Annotated in this window: 21 protein-coding genes; 7 read left to right on the top strand and 14 right to left on the bottom strand. The window is 61.2% G+C overall.

Going from position 1 to position 21,652, the window contains the following annotated elements; genetic code table 11:
* The first annotated feature begins 48 nt into the window (after positions 1–48).
* The 4 genes from MMF98_RS23765 to MMF98_RS23500 all read left to right on the top strand — a co-directional run bounded on the left by MMF98_RS23765 (position 49) and on the right by MMF98_RS23500 (position 3,063).
* Complete coding sequence (locus MMF98_RS23765) at positions 49–525, top strand: Lrp/AsnC family transcriptional regulator (RefSeq protein WP_243309785.1); 477 nt, start codon at positions 49–51, stop codon at positions 523–525.
* 364 nt (positions 526–889) lie between these two features.
* Entirely contained in the window at positions 890–1,882 is a 993-nt protein-coding gene (locus tag MMF98_RS23510) for a Bug family tripartite tricarboxylate transporter substrate binding protein (RefSeq protein WP_243309784.1), read from the top strand.
* 18 nt (positions 1,883–1,900) lie between these two features.
* The gene (locus tag MMF98_RS23505; protein ID WP_243309783.1) at positions 1,901–2,314 is read left to right on the top strand and encodes a RidA family protein; all 414 of its coding nucleotides are present in this window, start codon (positions 1,901–1,903) and stop codon (positions 2,312–2,314) included.
* A 74-nt stretch (positions 2,315–2,388) separates the two neighbouring features.
* The gene (locus tag MMF98_RS23500; RefSeq protein WP_243309782.1) at positions 2,389–3,063 is read left to right on the top strand and encodes a Crp/Fnr family transcriptional regulator; all 675 of its coding nucleotides are present in this window, start codon (positions 2,389–2,391) and stop codon (positions 3,061–3,063) included.
* 127 nt (positions 3,064–3,190) lie between these two features.
* Here MMF98_RS23500 and MMF98_RS23495 read toward each other — a convergent pair whose 3' ends face one another.
* From MMF98_RS23495 to MMF98_RS23470, 6 genes are all read right to left on the bottom strand, one after another.
* The gene (locus tag MMF98_RS23495) at positions 3,191–4,579 is read right to left on the bottom strand and encodes an amidase family protein (protein WP_243309801.1); all 1,389 of its coding nucleotides are present in this window, start codon (positions 4,577–4,579) and stop codon (positions 3,191–3,193) included.
* 2 nt (positions 4,580–4,581) lie between these two features.
* A complete protein-coding gene (hmgA, locus tag MMF98_RS23490) occupies positions 4,582–5,922 on the bottom strand; it encodes a homogentisate 1,2-dioxygenase (RefSeq protein WP_243309781.1) in 1,341 nt (446 codons plus the stop codon).
* 15 nt (positions 5,923–5,937) lie between these two features.
* On the bottom strand, positions 5,938–6,909 hold the full coding sequence (locus MMF98_RS23485; protein ID WP_243309780.1) for a Bug family tripartite tricarboxylate transporter substrate binding protein: 972 nt from the start codon (positions 6,907–6,909) through the stop codon (positions 5,938–5,940).
* Between the two features lie 215 nt (positions 6,910–7,124).
* Complete coding sequence (locus MMF98_RS23480; protein ID WP_243309779.1) at positions 7,125–7,337, bottom strand: hypothetical protein; 213 nt, start codon at positions 7,335–7,337, stop codon at positions 7,125–7,127.
* 130 nt (positions 7,338–7,467) lie between these two features.
* Positions 7,468–8,193 (bottom strand): enolase C-terminal domain-like protein, encoded by a 726-nt coding sequence (locus MMF98_RS23475; protein ID WP_243309778.1) that lies wholly within the window; start codon positions 8,191–8,193, stop codon positions 7,468–7,470.
* 658 nt (positions 8,194–8,851) lie between these two features.
* The gene (locus MMF98_RS23470; protein WP_243309777.1) at positions 8,852–9,835 is read right to left on the bottom strand and encodes a Bug family tripartite tricarboxylate transporter substrate binding protein; all 984 of its coding nucleotides are present in this window, start codon (positions 9,833–9,835) and stop codon (positions 8,852–8,854) included.
* Between the two features lie 247 nt (positions 9,836–10,082).
* On the opposite strand from MMF98_RS23470, the gene MMF98_RS23465 reads away from it, so the two are divergent.
* Together MMF98_RS23465 and MMF98_RS23460 are read left to right on the top strand one after the other, a co-directional pair.
* The gene (locus MMF98_RS23465; RefSeq protein WP_243309776.1) at positions 10,083–11,315 is read left to right on the top strand and encodes a mandelate racemase/muconate lactonizing enzyme family protein; all 1,233 of its coding nucleotides are present in this window, start codon (positions 10,083–10,085) and stop codon (positions 11,313–11,315) included.
* Positions 11,316–11,470: 155 nt separating this feature from the next.
* Entirely contained in the window at positions 11,471–12,424 is a 954-nt protein-coding gene (locus tag MMF98_RS23460) for a D-2-hydroxyacid dehydrogenase (RefSeq protein ID WP_243309775.1), read from the top strand.
* Between the two features lie 27 nt (positions 12,425–12,451).
* Here MMF98_RS23460 and MMF98_RS23700 read toward each other — a convergent pair whose 3' ends face one another.
* The 8 genes from MMF98_RS23700 to MMF98_RS23420 all read right to left on the bottom strand — a co-directional run bounded on the left by MMF98_RS23700 (position 12,452) and on the right by MMF98_RS23420 (position 20,612).
* The gene (locus tag MMF98_RS23700) at positions 12,452–13,036 is read right to left on the bottom strand and encodes a MarR family winged helix-turn-helix transcriptional regulator (protein WP_279343807.1); all 585 of its coding nucleotides are present in this window, start codon (positions 13,034–13,036) and stop codon (positions 12,452–12,454) included.
* 147 nt (positions 13,037–13,183) lie between these two features.
* The gene (locus MMF98_RS23450) at positions 13,184–14,128 is read right to left on the bottom strand and encodes a p-hydroxyphenylacetate 3-hydroxylase reductase component (RefSeq protein WP_243309774.1); all 945 of its coding nucleotides are present in this window, start codon (positions 14,126–14,128) and stop codon (positions 13,184–13,186) included.
* A gap of 314 nt (positions 14,129–14,442) precedes the next feature.
* Complete coding sequence (locus MMF98_RS23445; protein WP_423837681.1) at positions 14,443–15,441, bottom strand: Bug family tripartite tricarboxylate transporter substrate binding protein; 999 nt, start codon at positions 15,439–15,441, stop codon at positions 14,443–14,445.
* Between the two features lie 30 nt (positions 15,442–15,471).
* Entirely contained in the window at positions 15,472–16,107 is a 636-nt protein-coding gene (gene maiA, locus MMF98_RS23440) for a maleylacetoacetate isomerase (protein WP_243309798.1), read from the bottom strand.
* Between the two features lie 8 nt (positions 16,108–16,115).
* Positions 16,116–17,384, bottom strand: a complete 1,269-nt coding sequence (fahA, locus tag MMF98_RS23435; RefSeq protein ID WP_243309773.1) for a fumarylacetoacetase — start codon at positions 17,382–17,384, stop codon at positions 16,116–16,118.
* A gap of 13 nt (positions 17,385–17,397) precedes the next feature.
* Positions 17,398–18,690: a homogentisate 1,2-dioxygenase gene (hmgA, locus tag MMF98_RS23430; RefSeq protein WP_243309772.1), complete on the bottom strand. Its 1,293-nt coding sequence runs from the start codon at positions 18,688–18,690 to the stop codon at positions 17,398–17,400.
* Positions 18,691–18,876: 186 nt separating this feature from the next.
* Entirely contained in the window at positions 18,877–19,575 is a 699-nt protein-coding gene (locus MMF98_RS23425; protein ID WP_243309771.1) for a type 1 glutamine amidotransferase, read from the bottom strand.
* A gap of 80 nt (positions 19,576–19,655) precedes the next feature.
* On the bottom strand, positions 19,656–20,612 hold the full coding sequence (locus MMF98_RS23420) for an MBL fold metallo-hydrolase (RefSeq protein WP_243309770.1): 957 nt from the start codon (positions 20,610–20,612) through the stop codon (positions 19,656–19,658).
* A gap of 87 nt (positions 20,613–20,699) precedes the next feature.
* On the opposite strand from MMF98_RS23420, the gene MMF98_RS23415 reads away from it, so the two are divergent.
* The gene (locus MMF98_RS23415; protein WP_243309769.1) at positions 20,700–21,506 is read left to right on the top strand and encodes an IclR family transcriptional regulator; all 807 of its coding nucleotides are present in this window, start codon (positions 20,700–20,702) and stop codon (positions 21,504–21,506) included.
* Positions 21,507–21,652 lie beyond the last annotated feature (146 nt).

Genomic DNA, 21,652 nt, shown 5'->3' with positions numbered 1-21,652 from the left:
CAATCGCTTTAGAATCAAAAGCTCAGATGGCCTCATCGGAGTTTCTTTGTGACTCAGCCCAAGCGAAACTTTCTCGACTCGATTGACCGCAAGCTGGTCAAGCTGCTACTGAAGGATGGCCGGGCGTCGTTCAAAACCCTGGCGGCAGAGGTGGGCCTGACTGCGCCCGCCTGTGCCGAGCGCGTGCGGCGACTGCGCGAGGAAGGCGTGATCAAGGGGTACAGGGCCGACGTCGACTGGAACCTGCTGGGCCTGCCCATCAATGCGCTCATCCGGATCGGTGCAGCCGCGGAGCATGGCAAGGGCCTGCTCAAGGCCTTCCGCGATACACCCAACGTCATCGAAGTCCTGCGCGTCACAGGTTCCGACAGCTATGTGGTGCACATCCTGGCCCGATCCAGCGAAGAGCTGGAAACCGTGATCGACAAGATTGGAAGCTTTGGCGTCGTCAATACGTCGCTGGTGCTTTCCACGCCGCTTCCTGCCTCGGAACGAGTGGCGAACACCCTAGGTTCGACAGACTAGCAGGCCTTCACCGGGCCAACTCCCCGCAACCTCCAGAAAACTGCCCATAGCCGCCAGCCAAAACAGCGACGGCACGGCCGCAACCGCGGCCAGATGCCGCTGCAACGCGGCCCATCGAGGGCTCCGTTTTCTATCGAGCGACCTGCTCCGCGATATTGCCCTGCGTTCAAGTCAGTCAGACATGTCAATAAGTGAACAGTCAGCGGCAGTGGACTTTCGGACACTGCACGACGGTTCCTCTTTCCTCGTTGAAGAGATACCCCATGGCATTTCTTCCATCAGCTGGCCATGGTGACGTCTGCATGCAGGCCAAGTCGTCGGCTCTCTTGCAGTGGTGCAGCACTCAAGACAAGGAGAAGAGTGAATGTCGAGACAGTTTCGTATTCGCGTTCTGGGGCCGCTGGCGGCTCTTGCGGTGGGCATTTCGACCATGGTGGCTGCCTCGATGGTTCAGGCGAACGTGCTGGCTCCCGGCGCGATCACGCTGGTCGTTCCCTATACGCCGGGCGGGACCACCGACCTGTTGGCGCGCAGGATAGCCCAAGGCATGTCCGAGCAGTTGAAACGGCCCGTTGTGGTGGACAACCGGCCGGGCGGTGGCACGGCGATTGCGGCGAGCACTGTGGCCCGCGCAGCGCCAGACGGCCGAACGCTTCTGATCGCCAGCAATGCCACCCTTGCCGTCAACCAGCATCTTGGCATCAAGCTCGGCTACGCTCCCGATAGCTCGTTCGACTACATTTCCCTGCTGGCCACCGTTCCGAATGTTGTCGTCACCCGTCCCGACGCGCGCTGGCGCAGCCTGGCGGATGTCATGGCGTCATCGAAGACGGGCCAGCCGGCCAGCTATGGCTCGATGGGCACCGGAACTTCGACTCACATCGCGATGGAAGTGCTCAATCAGGCTTTGAGCGCGCAGCTCACGCACGTTCCCTACAAAGGGAGTGCTCCGGCCCTGGTCGATTTGATGGGCGGGCACGTCGATGTGGTGATCGACACCCTGGTGGCGACGCTGCCGCACTTGCGGGAGGGGAAGTTGCGTGCGCTTGCGGTGCTCAGTGCCCAACGCTCCAGCAGCGCGCCAGACATCCCGACGGCCAAGGAAGCATTGGGCCGCGACATCAATATCTACTCCTGGTTCGGCCTCGTGGCTCCCAAGGGGACTCCGCCCAATGTCATGGCAGCGTTGCATGATGCCGCCGTCTCGGTACTGAAGGCACCGGCTCTGCAGAAGGAACTTGGTCCTCAAGGCGTCGATCTGGTCGGCTCCGATCCTCGCGCGTTCGGAGAGTTCGTAAAGGACCAGCAACGCATGTACAGCGAGATCATTTCCACCAACAAACTCAAACTGAACTGATTCAACGGAGCCCATTCAATGTCCGATCTGATCCAATACCTCAATCCTCCCACGCTGGCGCGCCCAAATGGGTTCTCGCATCTGACGGAGGCTGCCGTCGACCGGCTCGTTTTCATCTCGGGACAAGTTTCCTACGACCCAGACGGGAATATCGTCGGTGCGGGTGATCTCGCAGCTCAGACTCGCCAGGTGTTCATCAATCTGGGCCTGGCCCTCGAAGCCGCGGGCACTGCTTTCGACCATGTGGTGAAGCTCAACTTCTTCGTGCGTAGCATCTCCGAGTCCGCGGTCGCAACGATCCGGCAGGTGCGCAAGGACTTCCTGATCGATACGGCGCTGCCCGCCAGCACCATGGTCGGCGTGGCAGGGCTTGCCAAGGAGGCTCTCCTGCTCGAAGTTGAGGCCTATGCCTTGAAGAAGCGCGCCGCCTGATTCGGTCGCGATCAGTACCTCGCTATGCTGATGGGTTGGAGGTATCGATCCTCCACGCATCACAAGGAGGCGCAATGGAAACCTCAGCCGACATCAACTGGAGCAGCGCACTCAGGGGTCTCAGTGAAAGTGAAATACGGCGTATCGAAGGGTGCCTCACCCGTCGGGAAGTGGCGGCGCGGTCGCCCATATTCCACCAGGGAGAGTCCGCCGATGCGCTGTACATCGTCCAGGCGGGGCGTGTGCGCTTGATCCGACGCACGGAGGGCGGCGAGGAATTCACCACGGGAATCTGGTCCGAGGGATATCTCATTGGCCTCATCAGTGCATTCCTCGGTGAGAAGCGCTTCCTGGCGGCCGAGACTGTCGAGTCCGCCACGTTGAGAGTTTTCCAAAGAAGTGCCCTGCATGGCTGCATGGAGGCCATTCCCCGCTTCGCCCTCAACATCGCCAACCTATTGGCTTTACTCGCTAGCGAAAGCATCCAGCGCGCCGCCCCATTAGCACTGGAATCGGTGGGGGCAAAGCTGGGGCGGGTCCTCGTGAAACTCGCCGTGCCGGACGACTCTGGAAGAGGCCATGTCGTGCGAGGGATCACGCAAGATGAGCTGGGCAGCATGGTGGGCGCCAGCCGCCCATGGGTGAATCGCGCCTTGGCTGCCTTTGAAAAGCGCGGGCTAATCCAGCGCCACAAGCAGTTGATTTCGATACTCGACATCGCTGCCTGTCGTCGATTGTGGATGGACTGAAGCTCGCAAGCAGCCGTTGCCGCGCGCTGGGTCAGCATGCTCTGGAGCGCGCTCGTCTTCGACCACTCATCCAGCCAGCGGCTCAAAGCTTCCAGGATTTCATCGGCCTTATGATTTGCAAGATGCCTTACTTGGCCTGAGCCACGGACTGCGCAAGGCGAATTGGCTGGCGATCCTCAAACCACGCGGCCAGCCGGAGCAGTTGATCTTCACGCGCGAACGGCGCCACCCATTGAATGCCGATCGGTAGCGAACCGCCCCTGGGAAGGAACGGGAATGACAGGGCTGGATTCTTTGTCGCGTTGAACGCAGGTGTGAACGGATTCCAGGACATCCAATCCTCGTCGGGCCACCCAGCGGGAGTATTGCGTCCTGCCTCGAATGCAAGCACCGGCATGGTGGGCAGCATCAGAACGTCGATGTCATCGAAGCAGCGACTCAGTTCGCCGGCATGAATCTCCCGCCGCTGCAGCATCTCGAGAATCTGAGAGGTGCTCGCATTGGCCACGGAGTGCGCGAATTCAATCATGCCCTGGTCGATGCGGCGAAGATCCGCCTCGGACAGCGCGCGTAAGCCCGACAGGCAGCCTTGTTTGTACAGGAATGCCCCGACGGCGGATGCCCCGCGAACGTCGAAATCAATCTCCTCGATCCGGAACCCGGCCTCTCGCAGGAGAGCCACGGCCTCCTGCATGCCCTCCACGACTGCCGGGGCGCTCTCGCTCCAGTGCTTGGCGGCCAGCAAACCGATCCGCAACCCGGTGGCCGGTTGGTCGGTCTGCCGATCGCTCAGCCCCATGGACGTCCAGTCATACACCGAGGGGCCGCTTACCACTCTCATCATGGACGACAGGTCGGACACGCTGGCCGCGATCGGGCCGACATGCGGCAGATGATGAAAAGCGGAAGGAAACGGGGTCAGCGGAATCCGCCCGAAGGTCGGCTTGAGCGCCAACGTCCCGGTGAAGGCAGCCGGAATCCGAACGGAGCCTCCGGCGTCGCTTCCCATGGATACCCTGACCACGCCCGCGGTCACAGCCGCAGCACAGCCTCCGCTGCTGCCACCAGGCGTCAGCGAGCGATCCCATGGATTGCGGGTCACGCCGTAGCCAGGGCTGTCGGTGACGCCTTTCCAGTTGAACTCAGGAGCACGCGTCTTGCCGATGAGAACGCCACCGGCATCTTCGATTCGCTGAACGAAAACAGCACTCTCCCCCAACGGCTCTTCGCTCGTCACCATCGACCCTCGCCGGCTCGGCCAGCCTCGCACCGCCGCAAACTCCTTGATGGAGACAGGCATGCCATCAATGTCGCTCAATGGCTTGCCGCAACGCCAGCGCGCTTCGGACTCGCGGGCTGCATGGATGGCGCGCTCTTGGTCCAGCAGCGCGAATATATTGAGATCGCCGTCAACCTGCCTGGCATGAGCCAGGGTCGACTCCGCAACGGCCACTGGAGACAGATCTCCAGTGCGAAATGCCTCGCGAAGCTGGGCGTATGTTTGCCGATGGGTCATCGTCACAGCCTCTGCTGGTGACCTCGCCCCTCGGCTGCAGCCCGAGCAGGGTGGAACCCACGCCAGCATTCTAGGTAAGCGCCGTCCAGTTCTGGCAGATCAAGCACCGCCTTGTTGAGCATGAGAGGCAACTTGGTCTCGAACATGAACGCCATGGTGCCGGACAGCTTGTTCGGGACCACGGGCTCCTCGACTCCCCGGACATAGGTGGCCTGATCCGGGCCATGGGGCGCCATCGAACTGTGAAGGCTGAAGCCGCCGGGACGGAATCCCTCCCGTTTTCCTTCGTACTCGCCGTAGATCAGCCCCATGAACTCCGTCATCACATTGCGGTGAAAGTAGGGAGGCCGGAAGGTTCCCTCCGCCACCTGCCATCGCGGCGGGAAGACGACGAAGTCTACGTAGGCGGTGCCTGGCTGCGGACTCGGTGAAGTGAGGACCGTTGAGATGGATGGGTCCGGGCTGTCGTAGCTCACGGATCCGAAAGCGTTGAAGCGTTCGAGGTCATATTTGAACGGAACCAGATTCCCATGCCAGGAGACAACATTGAAGGGGCTGCTCGCGAGACGCCGAACCCAGAACTGACCGCAGTACTTGTGGATGACGGCATAGCTTTTCCCGATGTTGTCGAAGGCCGCCACGGGGCAATGAAAGTCGCGGGGATTCGCCAGCCCATTGGCGCCGATCGGGCCGAGTTCGGGCAACCGCAGCGCCGGGCCATAGTTCTCCAGCACATAGCCACGGGCCAGCGCCCCCGTCAACTCAACGCGGAAACACAGCCCCCGGGGGATGACGACGATTTCACCAGGCCGAACCGCAAGCCAGCCGAGTTCAGTCTGCACTTCGATCCCGCCTTCCTGGGGCACGATAAGCAACTCCCCATCACAGTTGCACAGGGCTTCGTCAGTCATGGACCGCGAAGCGGCATACACGTGGATCGCGCAGCCAACCTGCTCCGCCGCGTTGCCATTGGCCCCGATGGTCAGTAGTCCAGCACGAAAATCCGTGTCCCCGTCGCACGAAAGCGGCCGCCAGCGCATCGGCCGAAAATCAAATGCCCCCTCCTGCATTGGCGCAGTGAGCCATCCTCCTGCCTGAGCCGGTTCATAGGGCGCATCACTCGCAGACGGCAGCATGCGATAGGTCCATGTCCTGCGCCCCTCGGCACGCACACTCGTGAATGCCGTTCCAGACAACTGTTCAGCGTAGAGCCCGTAGGGCACATGCTGCGGGCTGTTCATCGATACCGGCAACGCGCCGGCAATCGCCTCGCTCTCGAATTGATTGCCAAAGCCTCGTAGATATTGCCGGGCACTGCCGCCATCTTGAATGGTCTGGTTCATTGCAGTGCTCGGTACTCAGTACTCAAGGGAGATGTTCAGGTGCTTGACCACAGTGCTCCATCGTTGGCTGTCCGTCTTGGCCATGGAAAGAACCTCGGCCGGGGTGCCGAAGAACGGCTCGACGCCAAAATCCATCAGCCGCCGCTGCGTGTCAGGTTGCCCCAGCGCCGCCTTCAGCTCCTGCGTCAGCCGGGCAATCACCGGTGCCGGAGTGCCCTTCGGTGCAACCAATGCTGACCAGCTGTTGGTGTCGATGCCACTGACGCCAGCCTCCTCGAACGTGGGGACGTCCGGCAGCAGAGGTGACCGCCCGGGAGACGCAACGGCGATTGGCCTGAGCTTGCCCGCCTTGACCATCTGCAGGCAGGTCGCGATATCGCACATCATCAGCGGCACGGTGCCCGCCATCACGTCCTGCAGCGCAGGCGCGGCGCCCTTGTATGGCGTATGGACCATCTCGATGCGAGCTCGTTGTGCAAACATCTCCATGGTGAGGTGGTGTGTCGAGCCCACACCCGGGGATGCGTAGTCGAGCTTCCGGCCGGCACCTTTCGCCTGGGCGATGACCTCATTCAGGTTTTTCGCCGGAAATGCGGGGTTGCACACCAGGCAGAACTGATACCTCACGGTGAAGCCGATGAAGGCGAAGTCACCGATCGGGTCATAGGGCAGCTTTTTGTAGAGCAGCGGGTTGTAGACCAGCGTTCCCAGATCCGCGGAGAAGATCGTGTATCCGTCGGCGGGAGCCGCCTTGGCCGCGCTGGCCGCAACGATGGTGGCAGCCCCAGCCCTGTTGTCGATCACAAGAGGCTGCTTCAGGCTCTCGCCAAGAGGTACCGCCAATGAGCGAGCGACGAAGTCGCTGCCGCCGCCCGCCGGATAGCCTACGATCCATCGAATGGGCCTGTCGGGAAAGGCGCTCGTTTGTGCGCCCGCGAGGCGAGTTGCGGCCAGTACCCCCAGGGCAATCAAAGATCGGCGCTGCATGTTTGTCTCCTGTGTATTGCGGTCAAGTAAGCGAAAGCTAGGACTCCATCTATCGCGAGCAGGAAATCCGGGGACCGCAAAGTCCAGCCGACTCAGCACTCGCGATTGCAGTAGTCTGTCGAACGCGTTGAACGGCGACTGTTCACTTCTTTACATCTGTCCGGCTTTCACTTGCTTGGGAGGCGCAAACGCCCGGGGCAATGCCCGCACGCCCCTCACAGGCAAAGAGCAGCCAGGACAAGGAAAGCGAAGGCTGAAATCGCCAGCATCAAGAGCGTGCCCCGGCGAAAGCCCTCATCGAAGTTGTCGCCCAGGTCGGCTTCGATCACATAGCTTCCGTAGCAGGAGCAAGCTGCCAGTACCCGCATGTTCGCCTTCGCGCCGGCCTGAGCATTGCCGGACCCCAGCAGGTCAAGCGAGGGTTCCATGTCGACTCTCCTTCGTGACACGCGTTGCGCCGCCATACCTTGAAATACACCACAAACCGCTGGCCACCTCAGTCGTGCTGTTGGCCACCTGCAGGCACCGGACTAATCGGCATCGAAAGCAATGCGATAGTCACCCGGCCAGCAAAAGGCCTTGGTCAAGTTCAACCCCGAGCCCGGGCACATCCGTAAGCCGAATGGATCCGTCTGCCTGAAGAGTCGGAGGATCACGAAATATCGCCATTCCATGTCGATAGTCGGCTATGGGCGGCTCGTGGATGACTTCGATTCGATTGTGGTCGCACCACGCAGCATTGAGATGCCACGTGCAAAGGGAGCCAAGGCCTCCATGCCCCACGTGACCTACGCAGCGCAAGCCATGAAAACGCGCAATTGCCCCCACCTGCAGAAACAAGGAAGGGCCGATCAGGGTGACCTCAGGGTTGAGGACATCCAAACTTCCACTCTCAGCAAGGGTTCGAAACTCTTCAATACCTGAGTGATTCTCTCCCCCGGCGATAGGTAGCGCAGCCGTTCTCCGCAATTGAGCCATACCTGCGTAGTCGTGCCTCGGCAAAGGCTCCTCAAGCCAACCCACACCCAGATCGGCAAACGCCTTGGCGGTCTCCTTGGCCCGAGTCAAATCCCACGGATAACGCGGCTCGGCGGCGCCAGCCAATCCCGCCTGGTATGGACCAGCCTTGTTGCCATCCGCCAGAATCGTGACGTTGGGTCCCACGGCTTTGCGCACTGCTGAAACTACCTGAATATCTTCCTCAATCGTCGGGAAACTGGTCCGAAGCTTCAACGCACGCCAGCCATGCGCGACCAAGGCACTGGCAAGTTCGGCCCGTTCCAAGGGCGTACCTCGTGTCATTTGTGACGCATACGGACTCAAGACTGGACTGCCCCCCTCCCATAAGCGGTACAAAGGCAACCCAGCACGCTTTCCCAGCGCATCCCAGATTGCGATCTCAACGCCTCCAGTTTTATGTGGCGGGCGACGCAGATGCACAGCTAGCTCGTGCACGCAGGTAGGATCGCACCCCACCACAACCTCCCGCAGCAATGGGAGGATAGCCGGATCCACCAGGGGACCGTAACCGAGAAATCCCGAAGCCAACGTAATGCGCGATACGGCGCCCCCGCCGATTCGGTACGTTGGAGAAAAGGAACCGGTCATGTAATCGGCGCAGGACAGTGAGCCGACCTCCCTAACCAGGCGTAACGGTATGGAGTCCAACGCCGTGATCACATCTCCACGCAGAGCGGATAGGACACTACTCCCAGGAAGCGAAGAAAAATCCTCGGCAGCCCACGCCTCGTATGGAATATGCCCACTCGCCGCGCGGGTGCCAGTTCCTACTGCTGGGGTTGACATCTATGTGCTCCACTCTAGTGATATTAGGTCCGACGACCGGAATACCGACGCATACACGATTTCGGTCGGAGGTACGAGTCGGCAGCGACGAGGGCGCCGCTCTCTCGAAATTCGCCCATCTAAATCCGGGGAACCGCTACTCCGGCCTCAAAGCCGCTATCTGCGCCAAAGCCTTCCAGCGCGCCTCGTCTTCAAGGAAGAGCTTTCGGAACTGGGCAGGCGTCCCGCCAGTGGCTGCATAACCCTGCTTCGCATAGAGTGCGGCGACTGCCGGATCTTTCAGCACCTTCTGCATGTCGCTCGATATCTTTTGCGTCAATGCTGGAGGAACTGCAGCGGGCGCAAACGCACCGATCCATCCAATGACCTCGAGGCCAGGAACCCCCTGCTCCTTGAAGGTCGGAACGTCCGGCATGAACGGAAACCGATCTGTTCCTGTCACCGCTAGCAGCTTAAGCTTGCCGGCCTCAGCTTGCGCTTTCGCCGTCGCATGAGTCAAAAAGACAACCGAGAGATTTCCACCCAGCAAATCAGTGATTTCGGCAGCCTCCCCCCGATAAGGAACATGAACCAGATCAATCTTCGCATGGGCGCGTAGCCCTTCGCCAATGAGATGGCCGCCGCTTCCATTTCCCCAGGTGCCATAGGGAAGTCGAACTCCGGCGCGACGACCGTGCTCAATGAGTTCGGCGACCGAATTGAAAGGTGCGTTCTTCGCTGCAGCCAAAGCAACGGTACCAACCCCAATCACCGTGAGTGGCGCGAAGTCACGCCACACTTCGATTGGAACATCCTTCTGTACAAACTTCACCTGAATGAATGGCGTGCTGGTCGCAACCAACAGCGTGTACCCGTCAGGCTTTGCTTTCGCAACAGCACTGGCCGCGATCAGTTGGGAGGCCCCGGGCCTGTTATCAACGATAACCGCTTGCCGCCATTGAGCGGCTAGCGGATCGCTCATCAGCCGAACCAAGACGTCGACGCCGCCACCGGCAGAGGCGCCGGTAACGATTCGCACAGGACGTACGGGAAAGGCGGTCTCCTCGGCTTCGACAGGCCGCATCCCCGTCAGAGCGGCAGATAAACCCACAACAAACTGACGACGATTGGCTGGATGCACTGCATTTCTCCTTGAAGTCCTGTTGCTTCTGGTCAAGTATCCAATCATTTAATTGATTCGTCAACAATTATCATGGAAAAATCCTATCACTGAAAGCGTAGCAGCATTTAATCTCACTCACTTCCTCTCGGTCGAACATTTTGATTTTTGTTGACCAGTCAATCATATTGAAGTATCGTTCGCAAAATCTCTTCCCCATTCGTCGCGCGTACGTAGCGCTCACTCATGAAGTACAGGAATAGTTGAAATGAAGATTGTTCGTGTTGAAGATCTGCACGCAGACGGTGGCCTCAAGCCGTTCTCTTTCGTCAAGATAACGACCGACGAAGGCTTGATCGGATGGTCCGAGTTCAGCGAATTTCTCGGTTCGCAAGGTCTCTCGGCAGTGATTCGACGTTTGTCCGAGCACGTCATCGGGCTCGATCCTCTTCAGAGCAGTCGCCTTTCAACAATGCTGCGCGCACGAGTTCGAGTCGCGGATGGAGGGCTCAACGCGCAAGCGGTCGCTGCGATTGAGAATGCCTGCTTGGATATCGAGGCGAAAGCGCTTGGCGTGCCCGTGCATCGCCTCTTTGGGGGGGCAGTTCGCGACCGTCTCCGCGTCTATTGGTCGCATTGTGGATCGTATAGAGCTCGTGGCGCCAAGACGCTTGACCGACCGCCAGTGCGTAGCCTCGACGATCTTGTCGAACTCGGCCGGGAGGTCAAGGAGCGGGGTTTCAGCGCGCTGAAGACCAATTTACTGATGTTCGAGGGAGACAAACCTCACGCATTTCTGAGAGAGTCGCCTGGTTTTGGCTATGGAAAGGGACACCCTGAACTCAATCTCGAACCCGAGGTACTGGACGCAATGGTGGCGCAGATGCACGCTTTTCGGCAGGGCGCGGGTCCCAGCATCGGGATCGCTCTGGACGTCAATTTCAACTATCGGCCAGCTGGACTCAAGCGTCTAGCCAAGGCGCTGGAGCCGCTTGGGCTGGCCTGGCTCGAGATGGACGTGTACGACGCCCGCACCCTTGCAGATTTGCGTCGCTCGACGTCGACCCCCATCGGTTCCATGGAAGCCGTCTACGGGAGGCGACATGCCATCCCTTTCTTTGTTGAGCGTGCTGTGGACTACGCGATCATTGACGCGATGTGGAACGGCTTCTCCGAAGCGGTCAAGATGGCGACGCTCGCCGAGGGTTTTGAGGTAAACATCAATTCGCATGCGTTCAGCAGTCCGTTGGGGCTGTTGATTGGGGCGCAGCTGTGTGCCTTGTCTCCCAATTTCAACTATGTGGAGATGGACGTTGATCAGCCACCGGTATCCGCAGAGCTCTTTCACTCACAACTCAAAGTGGAGAATGGTGAGCTAATTCTCCCCGAGCGCCCTGGCTGGGGCCTCGAAGTGAATGAGGAGGCTCTTGCTCGGCATGCTCCGGATGCGCGCGCCGCGGAGCGATGGCTACGGAAAAGAAGCATCGATGATCCCTCCTAGACTCCGAGCTACCACTTTGCCGGAGCATCAACGATACGGAGTTCAGAATAGCTTCTTCGAGGGCTGAGATGGATTCAAGCAAACCACTAGAGGTTCAATCGATGACAGAGGTTCTCCTCGTTTCTGATGCGGTTGCCCATCAGCACAGGGACGCTATGCTGAAAATTGTCGGCGCGACCGGCAAGAAACTGCGCATTCTCGAAATGTCTAAGGTCTCCATCGACCGAACGGATTTGACCGATGTCACCTGTGCATGGTACTCAAGAGACATTTTCGCTGGCGGAACACCATCCCGCGACAGCGCTGCGACCCAGTTGTTCTTTTCGCTCGTTAACGAGTCCCCTCGTTTGCAATGGCTGCACGTCATTTCGGCGGCGGTTGACGTTCTGCATTACCAGCCCTCGCGCGCTCGAGGAGTTCGGCTGTCGACCTCATCGGGCATTGCGGCACTCCCTATCGCACAATGCGTCGTGGGTGCTGTACTCGCCCAGTCTCGTGGTTTTGGAGGTTGGTTTGCCTCTCAGCAGCGCCGCGAATGGGCCCCCATTCTTAGCGCCGACGCCCCCAGGGACTTGGCGGGTCAGCATGCTGTCATTGTCGGCCTAGGCCCCATCGGTCAGGAGATAGCGAGACTTCTATCTGCGGTTGGACTTCGAACGACCGGAGTCCGCAAGCGCGCTGTGCCATGCAGTGTCGTCGATTCGACTCTGACGTTCGACGAGATCGACGCGGCGCTTGCCGACTGCGACTGGCTCATTCTCTGCTGCCCGTTGACACTTCAAACGCGCGGTCTGATCAACAGGGAGAGGATCGATCGCTTGCCCCACGGTGCTCGAATCGCCAACGTCGGGCGTGGTGCACTCCTCGATGAAGTTGCCTTGATCGCTGCGCTCGAAACAGGCCGACTGGCAGGCGCTTACTTGGATGTATTTGAGCAGGAGCCATTGCCAGCAGAGTCACCGCTGTGGTCGGCTCCGGGCGCTTGGTTAAGCCCTCACAATTCTGCCCTCTCCAGCGGCAATGGTCAACGAGATGCGGAACTCTTCCTGTCTAATCTCAGGTGCTACATGCTGCGGACACCACTCAGGAATGAGGCCGACAGCGAATGATTGGTGGAGGAATAAGGAAAGGCCCGCCTAGTCCAGCCGCTCATCCTTTTCACCCAACGTTTGAACCATTGCCTCGAGCTTGAAGAGAGCGCTCCATAGCGCACGCCGTTCATCGTACGACAACGTCGCCAGCAGCGCTTCTTGGCGCTGTCTGGCGATGGGCATGAGATCCTCATGGATTTCAGTGCCTCGGCTTGTCAATCGCAAAAGAGAAGTTCGACGATCGTCTGCGTTGGTCCATGTACTGATAAGTCGCTTGTCTGCTAATTTCTTTATCGCGCGACTGATAAGTGCCTTGTCCATGGAGACCTCATCCATGATCTCGCGAGCCGTACAGCCCCCTCTCATCGCCACTATCGAAAGGATTCGGGACTCGGGTAGTGTTAGATCGAATTGCGCCAAATACAGGCGAGCCGCTGATCGACTAAGCGCCTTTGCCACATGGTTGATCCTAGCCGTGATGAAATTCTCCACTCGAAGCGGAGCATCGGATGAACCTGGACCGATCCATGGGCACTCCTCGGAGGAAATTTCCTGCACGGTCGACGACGGCGATGCCGCCCGTTTCCGTTGAACAATCTTTGGGGTGTTAGTACGACGGCGTTGCTCCATCTCCGCACTATAGCGGCTCACATTAGTGGTTGCCGGTCAGCCGCACCCAGCAAGCTAGATCGAAGCGATTGCATCGCCTCAACTCGCATATCAACCCCCTTACATGCGCATGCGATCCTGTGTTGACTCTCTGTTATGAACGTTCTCTCATCGCGCTTCCATCACCACTCTCAATACCTTCTTGAAGGTCTCAATGTCCTCGGGGCTGACGCCAGCGAACACTCCATCCTGCTGACGCTGGGCAATATCCCATAGCGCCTCCGTCTGCGCGCGGCCAGCTGAGGTTAATTCGTGGCCAGCGCCCGTCTCGCTGACCAGTCCCTTCTGCCGGAGATTGGTTAGAACCTCGGCGATCTCGTCAGTAGGCATTGCCGCCTCGCGCTGCAGGGCGGCGAGATCCGGCTGAGGGCGATCCTCCAGCATCATCAGCATACGCGCCTCGCTTGTGCGCAGGCCAGTGGACAGTTGCTTGGGCACATAGCTCGCCTGATAGGCATTGAACGCCTGGAACATCAGGTAGTACAGATTGTTGTTTGTCAGCCGACCACGTGCAGCAGCCGATGGCGTTGTCGCCAGATCGCCTCGGCGCGATGCGCGCGGGTGCGGCAGGACCATCGAGTAAGCGCCCTGGTGATAGAGCAATGGCGAACGCCCGAAATCATCAAAGGCAACCACCTTGCCGATCAAGATCCAGTGGTCGCCGCCATCTACCTGCTGGTAACGTTCGCACTGAAAGCGCGCGGCGCAGTCGGGCAGAAGTGGTGCGCCGCCGATGCCACGCTCACATGCAACGCTAGTAAATTTGTCTTCCTGCGGCCGACCAAAGTGATTCGACAGTTCGATCTGGTCCGATGCCAGGATGTTTACGGCGAAGTGGCTGGCGGACTCGAACACCGCATGGCTGTTGGAGCGTTTGTCGATGCTCCAGAGAATCAGCGGTGGCTCCAGCGACACGGAATTGAAGCTGTTGGCGGTGACGCCAACCTGTTCGCCGCTGGGACTGCGGGCGGTGACGATGGTGACGCCGGTGGCAAAGTTGCCCAATCCGCGACGAAACGCGCGAGGGTCAAAGCCGGTTTCGGGGCTTGTCATGGCAAATATCTCCATTCTTCGGGGCGTAGATACGGCCGACCGACGGCAGCCGCGGCCGTGTAGCAGGCGCACTGCAGGTCGCCAAAGCGCGATCGGCGAGAGCTGCATGACGGCCTTCGCCAGCAACGGTTCGAATAGAACTCTAGAGGCGCACCGGGGATTCACCGGTATCGCCCGATACACCGGTGCGAAGAATTTGAGAACACGGTGATGCTCGGACGAGTGGACGGCCCGAAAGCCACAATGGCCCAGAGGCCACGATGCGAACGCAGGGAACGCCTATGGGAGGTACCCGGGTCCCATGGCGAGCCGCCTCAGTCCGCGGTCATCTTTGCCTCACGGGCGACTTTCCCAAGTCGCTCGTATTCGCGCGCCGACAGACTCTCCAGTTCCGCCGACGTAGACGAGCGCGGTGAAAACCCTGCCGCCAACAGCTTGTCCTTGACCGCCGGATCGTTGAGCGCCCCCTGCAGCGCTGTCTGCAGGCGCTGCACCACCGGCGCAGGCAGGCCCGCTGGTCCATAGACGCCGAACCACGGTTCCACCGCATATCCGGGCAGGCCTGCTTCCGCAAGGGTCGGAACGTCGGGCAAGGAAGGCGATCGCTGAGAGCCCGCCACAGCCAGGGCGCGCAGCTTGCCGGCCTGAATATGCGGCAAGGAAGCCGGCAGATTATCGAATGCAGCAGGCACCTGGCCCGCGATCAGATCCGTGATCAGCGGCGCGCTCCCCTTGTACGGCACATGCACCCATTCGGTTTGGCTCAGTTGCGCGAACAGCACGCCAGCAAGATTCATCGAGGTGCCAGCGCCTGCGGTGGCATAGGGCACGCCCGGGTGCTTCTTCGCGTAGGCGAGCAACTCGGCGACGCTCTTGGCCTGCAGGGCCGGCCCCACCTCCAGCACGATGGTGGAATTGCCCAGCATGCCAATCGCGGTGAAGTCGTTGCGCGGGTCGAAGGGCATCTTCTTGTAGAGGTGCGGATTCAGCGCATTGGTCGAGATGGCGCCCATGCCGACCGTATAGCCGTCAGGCGCAGCCTTCGCCACAACATCCATGCCAATGTTGCCGCCCGCGCCGCCTCGGTTGTCGATCACGATAGGCTGGCCCAAGGTCTGGGCCATGTGGGCGCCCACTGTACGCGCCACGAGGTCCGTCGTGCCACCTGCCGCATAGGGAACGATGAACCGGATGGGTCGAGCGGGAAATGCCTGCTGCGCCATCAGGGGCGCCGCCCCTGCGGCTGCCCAGGCGGCAATCGCACCGATGGCGGCCCGTCGGGACCAAGTGGACGTGGCACGGTGGCTGCTCATGTTGTCTCCTGTGGTGATGATCTGCGTGCCCTATGCAGTGGCGTCGGGCTGGGCTTCGGGTTTTGCTCGATCGAAGGCCGGCAAGGCGGCGCATTGCTGCTCGATGCACCGAATTCGTGGGAAGACGTCCATCGACACGCCGAATCGGCGGGCATTGTAGACCTGGGGAACCAGGCACACGTCGGCTAGCGAAGGGGTGTCACCATGGCAGAACCCAGAATCGCCCACCAGTCCCTCGATAGTGTGAAATCCTTCTTCGATCCAACGGGCGATCCAGGACTGCACGGCCACCTCGTCCTGCCCTTGCGCACGTAGCACGCGCAGGGTGCGAACGTTGTTGAGCGGGTGGATGTCGCAGGCCACGATGGCGCAAAGCGCCCGCACGTGCGCCCGCTCTTCCAGGTTCGTGGGCAACAGCGGCGGCGCCGGGTAGCGCTCCTCCAGATACTCGAGGATGGCCGGCGACTGGAGCAGGATGCGCTGGTCGTCCAGCGCCAGCGCCGGCACCCGCCCCTGCGGATTGATGGCGAGGTACTCGGGTTTGAGGTTTTCACCGCCCTCCTTGACGAGGCTCACGCTCTGCACCTCGTAGGGCACGCCTTTGAGCTCCAGGGCGATGCGCACGCGGTAGGCGGTCGATGACCTCCAGTAGTTGAACAGCTTCATTCGCTGGCTCACACGCTTGGCAAAATGGTGCCCGCGCAGGGGCCAAAGCCGATGCGGCGTGCGCCGGGCCGTTCGCAGTAGCCGGAGAGCGACAGCGTGTCGCCGTCCTGCAGGAAGGTTCGCCGCTCGCCATTGGGCAACACGAGAGGCTCCTTGCCGCCAAGCGTCGCCTCCAGCAGCGAACCCGCCTGCTCCCGCGCGGGGCCGCTCAAGGTGCCCGAGCCCAAGAGGTCTCCCGGCTGCAGGTTGCAGCCGTTGACGGTGTGATGGGCGATCAGTTGCGCGGGGGTCCAGTAGGAGGCCTGCGCAGCGTTGCTGCGAGAGATCGTCACCGGCGCCAGGCCAGCTTCGCGCATAGCCGCGGTCTGCAGCAGAACCTCTAGCTGGATGTCCAGACTCCCTTGCTCCCGGTTTGCGGCTGCGTCGAGATAGGGCAAAGGCTGCGGGTCCGACGCCGGGTGCGCGAACGGCGCGCGGAACGGCGCCAGGGCTTCCATCGTCACGATCCAGGGTGAGATCGTGCTGCCGAAGTTCTTGGCAAGGAACGGACCGAGCGGCTGGTATTCCCAGGCCTGGATATCGCGAGCCGACCAGTCGTTGAACAGGGTCACGCCAAAGAGATGCTCCTCGGCCTCGGTGATCGCGACCGACGTGCCCAGTGCGTTGCCCTTCCCCACCAGAAAGCCCAGCTCCAGTTCGAGATCCAGCCGCTGGCTAGGGCCAAAGCCAGGTTGCTTCGCCCCGGCCGTCTGCCCCTTGGGCCTGCGGATCGACGTGCCGTGCGGCACGATCGAGGACGCGCGGCCGTGGTAGCCGATCGGCACCCACTTGTAGTTGGGCAGGAGCGGGTTGTCCGGGCGGAAGAGCTTGCCGACAGCGGTGGCGTGGTGGATGCCGACATAGAAGTCGGTGTAGTCGCCAATGCGGCACGGCACACCCAGTTCACATGCCGACTGCGGCACCAGAGCTTTCTCCCAGGCTGCTTGCTGACTGCTTCCGGCGCTCAGACCATCGGACAGTTTCCTGCGCAATGCGCGGCGCTCGACAGTCGGCGCAGCCATCAGCGCATTCATGTCGTCGGTGAAGATCAGCCCTGCCGTGCGCAGGTCCAGGATCTGGTCGCCGATGGCTACCCCGATCTGCAAGGCGTCCGCACTGCCCGCGGTGCGAAACCGTCCGAAAGGCAAGTTCTGGATCGGAAAGTCCGTATCGCTGGCATTGGCGGTCTCGACCCAGCTCGTGCGCTCGGGGTCGTGCGTGGTATCGATTGCATACATGGTTAGAAGCTCCTCAAGATACTTTGAATTGATCCTTCAGACCTGCCCAGCAGTTCGCGTAGTCATGATCCAGAGGCGCTTTGTTCAATGCGAAGGAGGTCGGGATGAAGCGGTATCGGCTCTCGAACATGAAGGCCAGGGTGTTGTCCAGCTTCTGGGGCTTGAGGTCGGCGTGGCTGGCCTTGTCGAAAGCTTCCTCGTCCGGTCCATGCGGCACCATGGCGTTGTGTAGGCTGGCACCGCCAGGCTTGAAGCCGCCGGGCTTGGCGTCGTATTCGCCGTACACCAGGCCCATGAACTCACTCATCAGGTTGCGGTGGTACCAGGGCGGGCGGAAGGTGTCTTCCATCACCAGCCAGCGCGGCGGGAAGATGACGAAGTCGCAGTTGGCGGTGCCGGGCGTGTCGCTGGGCGAGGTGAGCACGGTGAGGATGGACGGATCGGGGTGGTCGAAGCTGATCGAGCCGATGGTCATGAAGTGGGTCGTGTCGTACTTCATCGGCGACAGGTTGCCGTGCCAGGCGACCACGTTGAAGGGCGTGCCCTTGGTCGGCGCGCGCCAGAAGCGGCCACCGAATTTCTTCACTAGTTCGTAGGGCGCACTGTGGTCCTCGTAGGCAGCCACCGGCGCGAGGAAGTCGCGCGCATTGGCCAGGCCGTTGGAGCCGATAGGCCCCAGATCGGGCAGGCGGAACTGGGCGCCGTAGTTCTCGCAGACATAGCCGCGCGACGGGCCATCGGGCACGGCCACCTTGAAGACCAGGCCTCGCGGCAGCACGGCGATTTCGCCGGGTGCCACCTCCAGCACGCCCAACTCCGTGGTGATGAGCAGGCGGCCCTGCTGCGGCACCACCAGCAGTTCGCCATCCGCGTTGACGAAGGCGCGCTTGTCCATCGACTTGGTCGCGAGATAGACCAGCGATCCGACGCCGCACTGCGCGTCGGCATCACCGTTGGCAGCCAGGGTGCGCATGCCATCGACGAAGTCGGTTTCCGAATTGGGCTCGAAGGGAATGGGATGCCAGCGCATCGGCTCGGGGGCCAGCGCGGTCTCGCGGTCGCCACCGGTGGTCCACAAGGGATGGGTATAGCTCTCGTAGCGGCCGGCCACCACCGAAGGCCGGCGCCGGTACATCCAGGTGCGGCGGTTCTCATGCCGCGGCGCCGTGAAGGCGGTGCCGGAAATGAGTTCCGGGTAGAGGTCGAATGGCGCGCGCTGCGGGCTGTTGCGGCCCTGAGGCAACGCACCGGGCACGGCCTCGGTGGCGTATTCGTTGCCAAAGCCGGAAAGGTAGGTAAGGCTCATTTGAATCGTCTCCTGAATTTCACTTCGACTGTGCATGCTGCTTTCCCAGCCGATCCCCTTGCCGCGGTGCTCGCAGGAGACATCGGGGAAATCGACGCTCCTTGGGCCAATTCTTGAGGCCGTAAGTTTGGCCCTGGGGACAGCGACTGACTGTTCACTACTTAACTTCAGACCCCATGGCAAACCTCAAGGGGCGGAGAGCAGCCAGCGTGCGTACAACTGCGACAGAACACCGTGCATGCGTGATGCACGCGTGGCCAGATCCTGGTGGTACCCCGTGGGCTCAAAGGCTTCCGGTATCTCCGTGCGTCTGCCTGCGACAGCCATGCGGGCAATGATCTCTGGCGTGGCCTCCAGATGCGACTGGATCAAGAGGTGCCGTCCCGCGACGATGAAGGCTTGATTGCGGCAAAGGGGGCTGGATGCGAGAAGCTGCGATCCGCTTGGCGGCTCGAATGTGTCGTAGTGCCATTGGAAGGTTTCAATGGCCTCCAGCGCATACGGCCCCCACCACGCATCCGCGAGATGGCTAGCTACCGGCTCCAGGCGGCTCCACCCGATCTCTGGATGGGTGTGCGTACATACCCTGCCCCCCAGTGCCAACGCCACGAGCTGGCTGCCCAGGCAATGTCCCGCGACGGGAATGCCGCGCCGGTCGGCATTTCGAATCAGCGCCAGTTCGTCCGCGATCCAGGGCAGGGGATCATGCACATTCATCGAGCCGCCCAACGACACCAGCCCGCCATATGGAGCGACGTCCTTGGGTACCGGTTCTCCACGGTCCACACGAAAAACGCGCACTTCGCGCGCATGTTCGGCAAGGATGGGGCCGATGGCCCCGGGGGCACTGATCTCCGTGTGCTGGATGACCGCTATCGGCTTCATGACGCAACTGCAGCGACCAAGCACCTCTCAAGCAGTCCGCTACGGGCACCGGATGAATAAGCTCTGGTGCCCCACACGAATTAGCCCTCGAGCGTTTCCCACATTTGGCGATCGCGCTCCGCAGTCCAGATGCGCGGATCGCGGTGCTGCGTCGCTTCGTCGTAGCAGCGGGTCACGTCAAACGGCATGCAGTGGTCGAAGATAACCCAGTGCCCGTATTTGGGCTTGAGCGCCGCGTAGGTCTCGCGGTAGACGGTCTTGAGATCACGGCCGGCGTCGGCGCCTGCCTTCACCTGCGTCCAAACGTCACGGATGAAGTCACCCGTAACCTGCAGGCCCTGCTGCACCTGCGCATCGCCCTTGAGGGCCGGGCCACGGCCGGGCACCAGCGCCAGCGGCTTCAGCGCGGCGATGTTCTCCAGCGTCTGGGGCCAGTCCTTGAAGTAAGCATCGCCGGCGTAGGGAGTGGCGTCGAACTCCACCAGGTCGCCCGACAGCATCGTCTTCTCGCCCGGCAGCCAGATCACGGTGTCGCCCTTGGTGTGGCCGCGGCCGAGCTGCAGCAGTTGTACTTCCAGCTTGCCCAGCCACAGGGTCATCTTGCCGGTGAAGGTCATCGTCGGCCAGGTCATGCCGGCGGGCACGGTTTCGACGTTCTGGAACAGGCGCGGGAAGCGGCCGATCTCGCTGGCCTTGTCCTGCTCCCCGCGCTCCACGATCAGGTCGTAGGTGTCCTGGCTGGCCAGGATCTGTTGCGCACCGTAGGCGCTGGCGCCCAGCACGCGCACCGCGTGGTAGTGGGTGAGCACAACGTACTTGATCGGCTTGTCGGTGACTTCGCGGATGCGGCGGATCACGTCGGCTGCCATCGCGGGCGTGGCCTGGGTGTCGGCCACCAGCACAGCGTCGTCGCCAATGATGATGCCCGTGTTGGGGTCACCTTCGGCGGTGTACGCCCAGCCGTGTTCGGACAGCTGCTCAAAGCTGACCTTCTTGATTTCAGTGTCGGCGTGGCTGGCAAAGGCCTTGGTGTTCATGCGTGATTCCTTGTTTGCGATAGACAAATGCGTTTGCATTTTATCCATGCGTTTGCCAGATGCAAACGCTTTTGTCAAAATTGCAACATGAATCCAATAGAAGAAGAAAGCCTCAAGTCGCAGCGCGCCGTTCAGTCGGTGGAGGTAGGCGGCCGGTTGCTGCTGGCTCTGGCGGCCAGCCCCGAACCCATGCTGCTAAAGGAATTGGCGGCCAAAGCCGGCCTACCCTCGTCCCGGGCACACCCTTATCTGGTGAGTTTCGGCCGGCTCGGCTTTGTGCGGCAGGATGGTGATGGGAGCGGGCGGTATGCGTTGGGGTCTGCAGCACTCCAAATGGGCCTAACAGCGCTGCATCAGCTAGAACCCCTTCAGGTTGCTCGCCCCATTGCGGAAGTTCTGGCGGCCGAAACAGCCCAGGCGGTCGCAGTAGCTGTCTGGGGAAATCTTGGGCCTACGGTCATACGCATGATTGATGCCGTCCACCCCCTGCACGTGGCCATGCGCGCCGGAACCGTCATGTCTCCCTTTGGAACCGCAACGGGGCGGGCATTTGCAGGCGTCGTAGGCTCGGAGCAGATCGCAGATGCCATGGCCGGCATGGCCTTGGGCTTCGAGGATGCCCCCCGCACCTTCGACGTGCGGGCCTACGACGGGCAGATCCAAGAAGCACGTGACGAGTTGCGCCAGCACGGCTGCACGCGCGCTGTTGGCAAGCCTATCCCGGGCGTGAATGCCTTCTCCGCCCCAATATTCGACCACGAGCGCCGGCCAGTGTTGGTTCTGACACTGCTTGGACGCGAGGATCTTGTTTCCGCATCGTGGGAGTCTCCCATGGCCCAAGCCGTCAAAGACTCGGCGCAAGAAGCATCGAGGCAGTTGGGACACCGCCCCTGATCAGCGCTGCCGGCAATCGGCAATCCCTGCAGACAGTCGCCGCGGGCCGCCCCCCTGGCCCCAAAGGCCTGCCTCCTGCGAGCCGATCGTTACGCGACCTAGCCACCCCAATGGGGCTGGCTCCCACAACCATCGAGCAGCACCGA

Origin of the sequence: Variovorax terrae (assembly GCF_022809125.1) — a bacterium.
GTDB classification, from domain to species: Bacteria; Pseudomonadota; Gammaproteobacteria; order Burkholderiales; family Burkholderiaceae_C; genus Variovorax_A; species Variovorax_A terrae.
This window is presented reverse-complemented; position numbering and strand designations above follow the sequence as displayed.

Coding starts and splice junctions, on each gene's coding strand:
- MMF98_RS23420 (WP_243309770.1), bottom strand. CDS start 20,612: ATGAACACCAAGGCCTTTGCCAGCCACGCCGACACTGAAATCAAGAAG.
- MMF98_RS23500 (WP_243309782.1), top strand. CDS start 2,389: ATGGAAACCTCAGCCGACATCAACTGGAGCAGCGCACTCAGGGGTCTC.
- MMF98_RS23415 (WP_243309769.1), top strand. CDS start 20,700: ATGAATCCAATAGAAGAAGAAAGCCTCAAGTCGCAGCGCGCCGTTCAG.
- MMF98_RS23465 (WP_243309776.1), top strand. CDS start 10,083: ATGAAGATTGTTCGTGTTGAAGATCTGCACGCAGACGGTGGCCTCAAG.
- MMF98_RS23510 (WP_243309784.1), top strand. CDS start 890: ATGTCGAGACAGTTTCGTATTCGCGTTCTGGGGCCGCTGGCGGCTCTT.
- MMF98_RS23480 (WP_243309779.1), bottom strand. CDS start 7,337: ATGGAACCCTCGCTTGACCTGCTGGGGTCCGGCAATGCTCAGGCCGGC.
- fahA (WP_243309773.1), bottom strand. CDS start 17,384: ATGTATGCAATCGATACCACGCACGACCCCGAGCGCACGAGCTGGGTC.
- MMF98_RS23505 (WP_243309783.1), top strand. CDS start 1,901: ATGTCCGATCTGATCCAATACCTCAATCCTCCCACGCTGGCGCGCCCA.
- maiA (WP_243309798.1), bottom strand. CDS start 16,107: ATGAAGCTGTTCAACTACTGGAGGTCATCGACCGCCTACCGCGTGCGC.
- hmgA (WP_243309772.1), bottom strand. CDS start 18,690: ATGAGCCTTACCTACCTTTCCGGCTTTGGCAACGAATACGCCACCGAG.
- MMF98_RS23700 (WP_279343807.1), bottom strand. CDS start 13,036: ATGGAGCAACGCCGTCGTACTAACACCCCAAAGATTGTTCAACGGAAA.
- MMF98_RS23445 (WP_423837681.1), bottom strand. CDS start 15,441: ATGAGCAGCCACCGTGCCACGTCCACTTGGTCCCGACGGGCCGCCATC.
- MMF98_RS23495 (WP_243309801.1), bottom strand. CDS start 4,579: ATGACCCATCGGCAAACATACGCCCAGCTTCGCGAGGCATTTCGCACT.
- MMF98_RS23425 (WP_243309771.1), bottom strand. CDS start 19,575: ATGAAGCCGATAGCGGTCATCCAGCACACGGAGATCAGTGCCCCCGGG.
- MMF98_RS23485 (WP_243309780.1), bottom strand. CDS start 6,909: ATGCAGCGCCGATCTTTGATTGCCCTGGGGGTACTGGCCGCAACTCGC.
- MMF98_RS23450 (WP_243309774.1), bottom strand. CDS start 14,128: ATGACAAGCCCCGAAACCGGCTTTGACCCTCGCGCGTTTCGTCGCGGA.
- MMF98_RS23460 (WP_243309775.1), top strand. CDS start 11,471: ATGCTGAAAATTGTCGGCGCGACCGGCAAGAAACTGCGCATTCTCGAA.
- hmgA (WP_243309781.1), bottom strand. CDS start 5,922: ATGAACCAGACCATTCAAGATGGCGGCAGTGCCCGGCAATATCTACGA.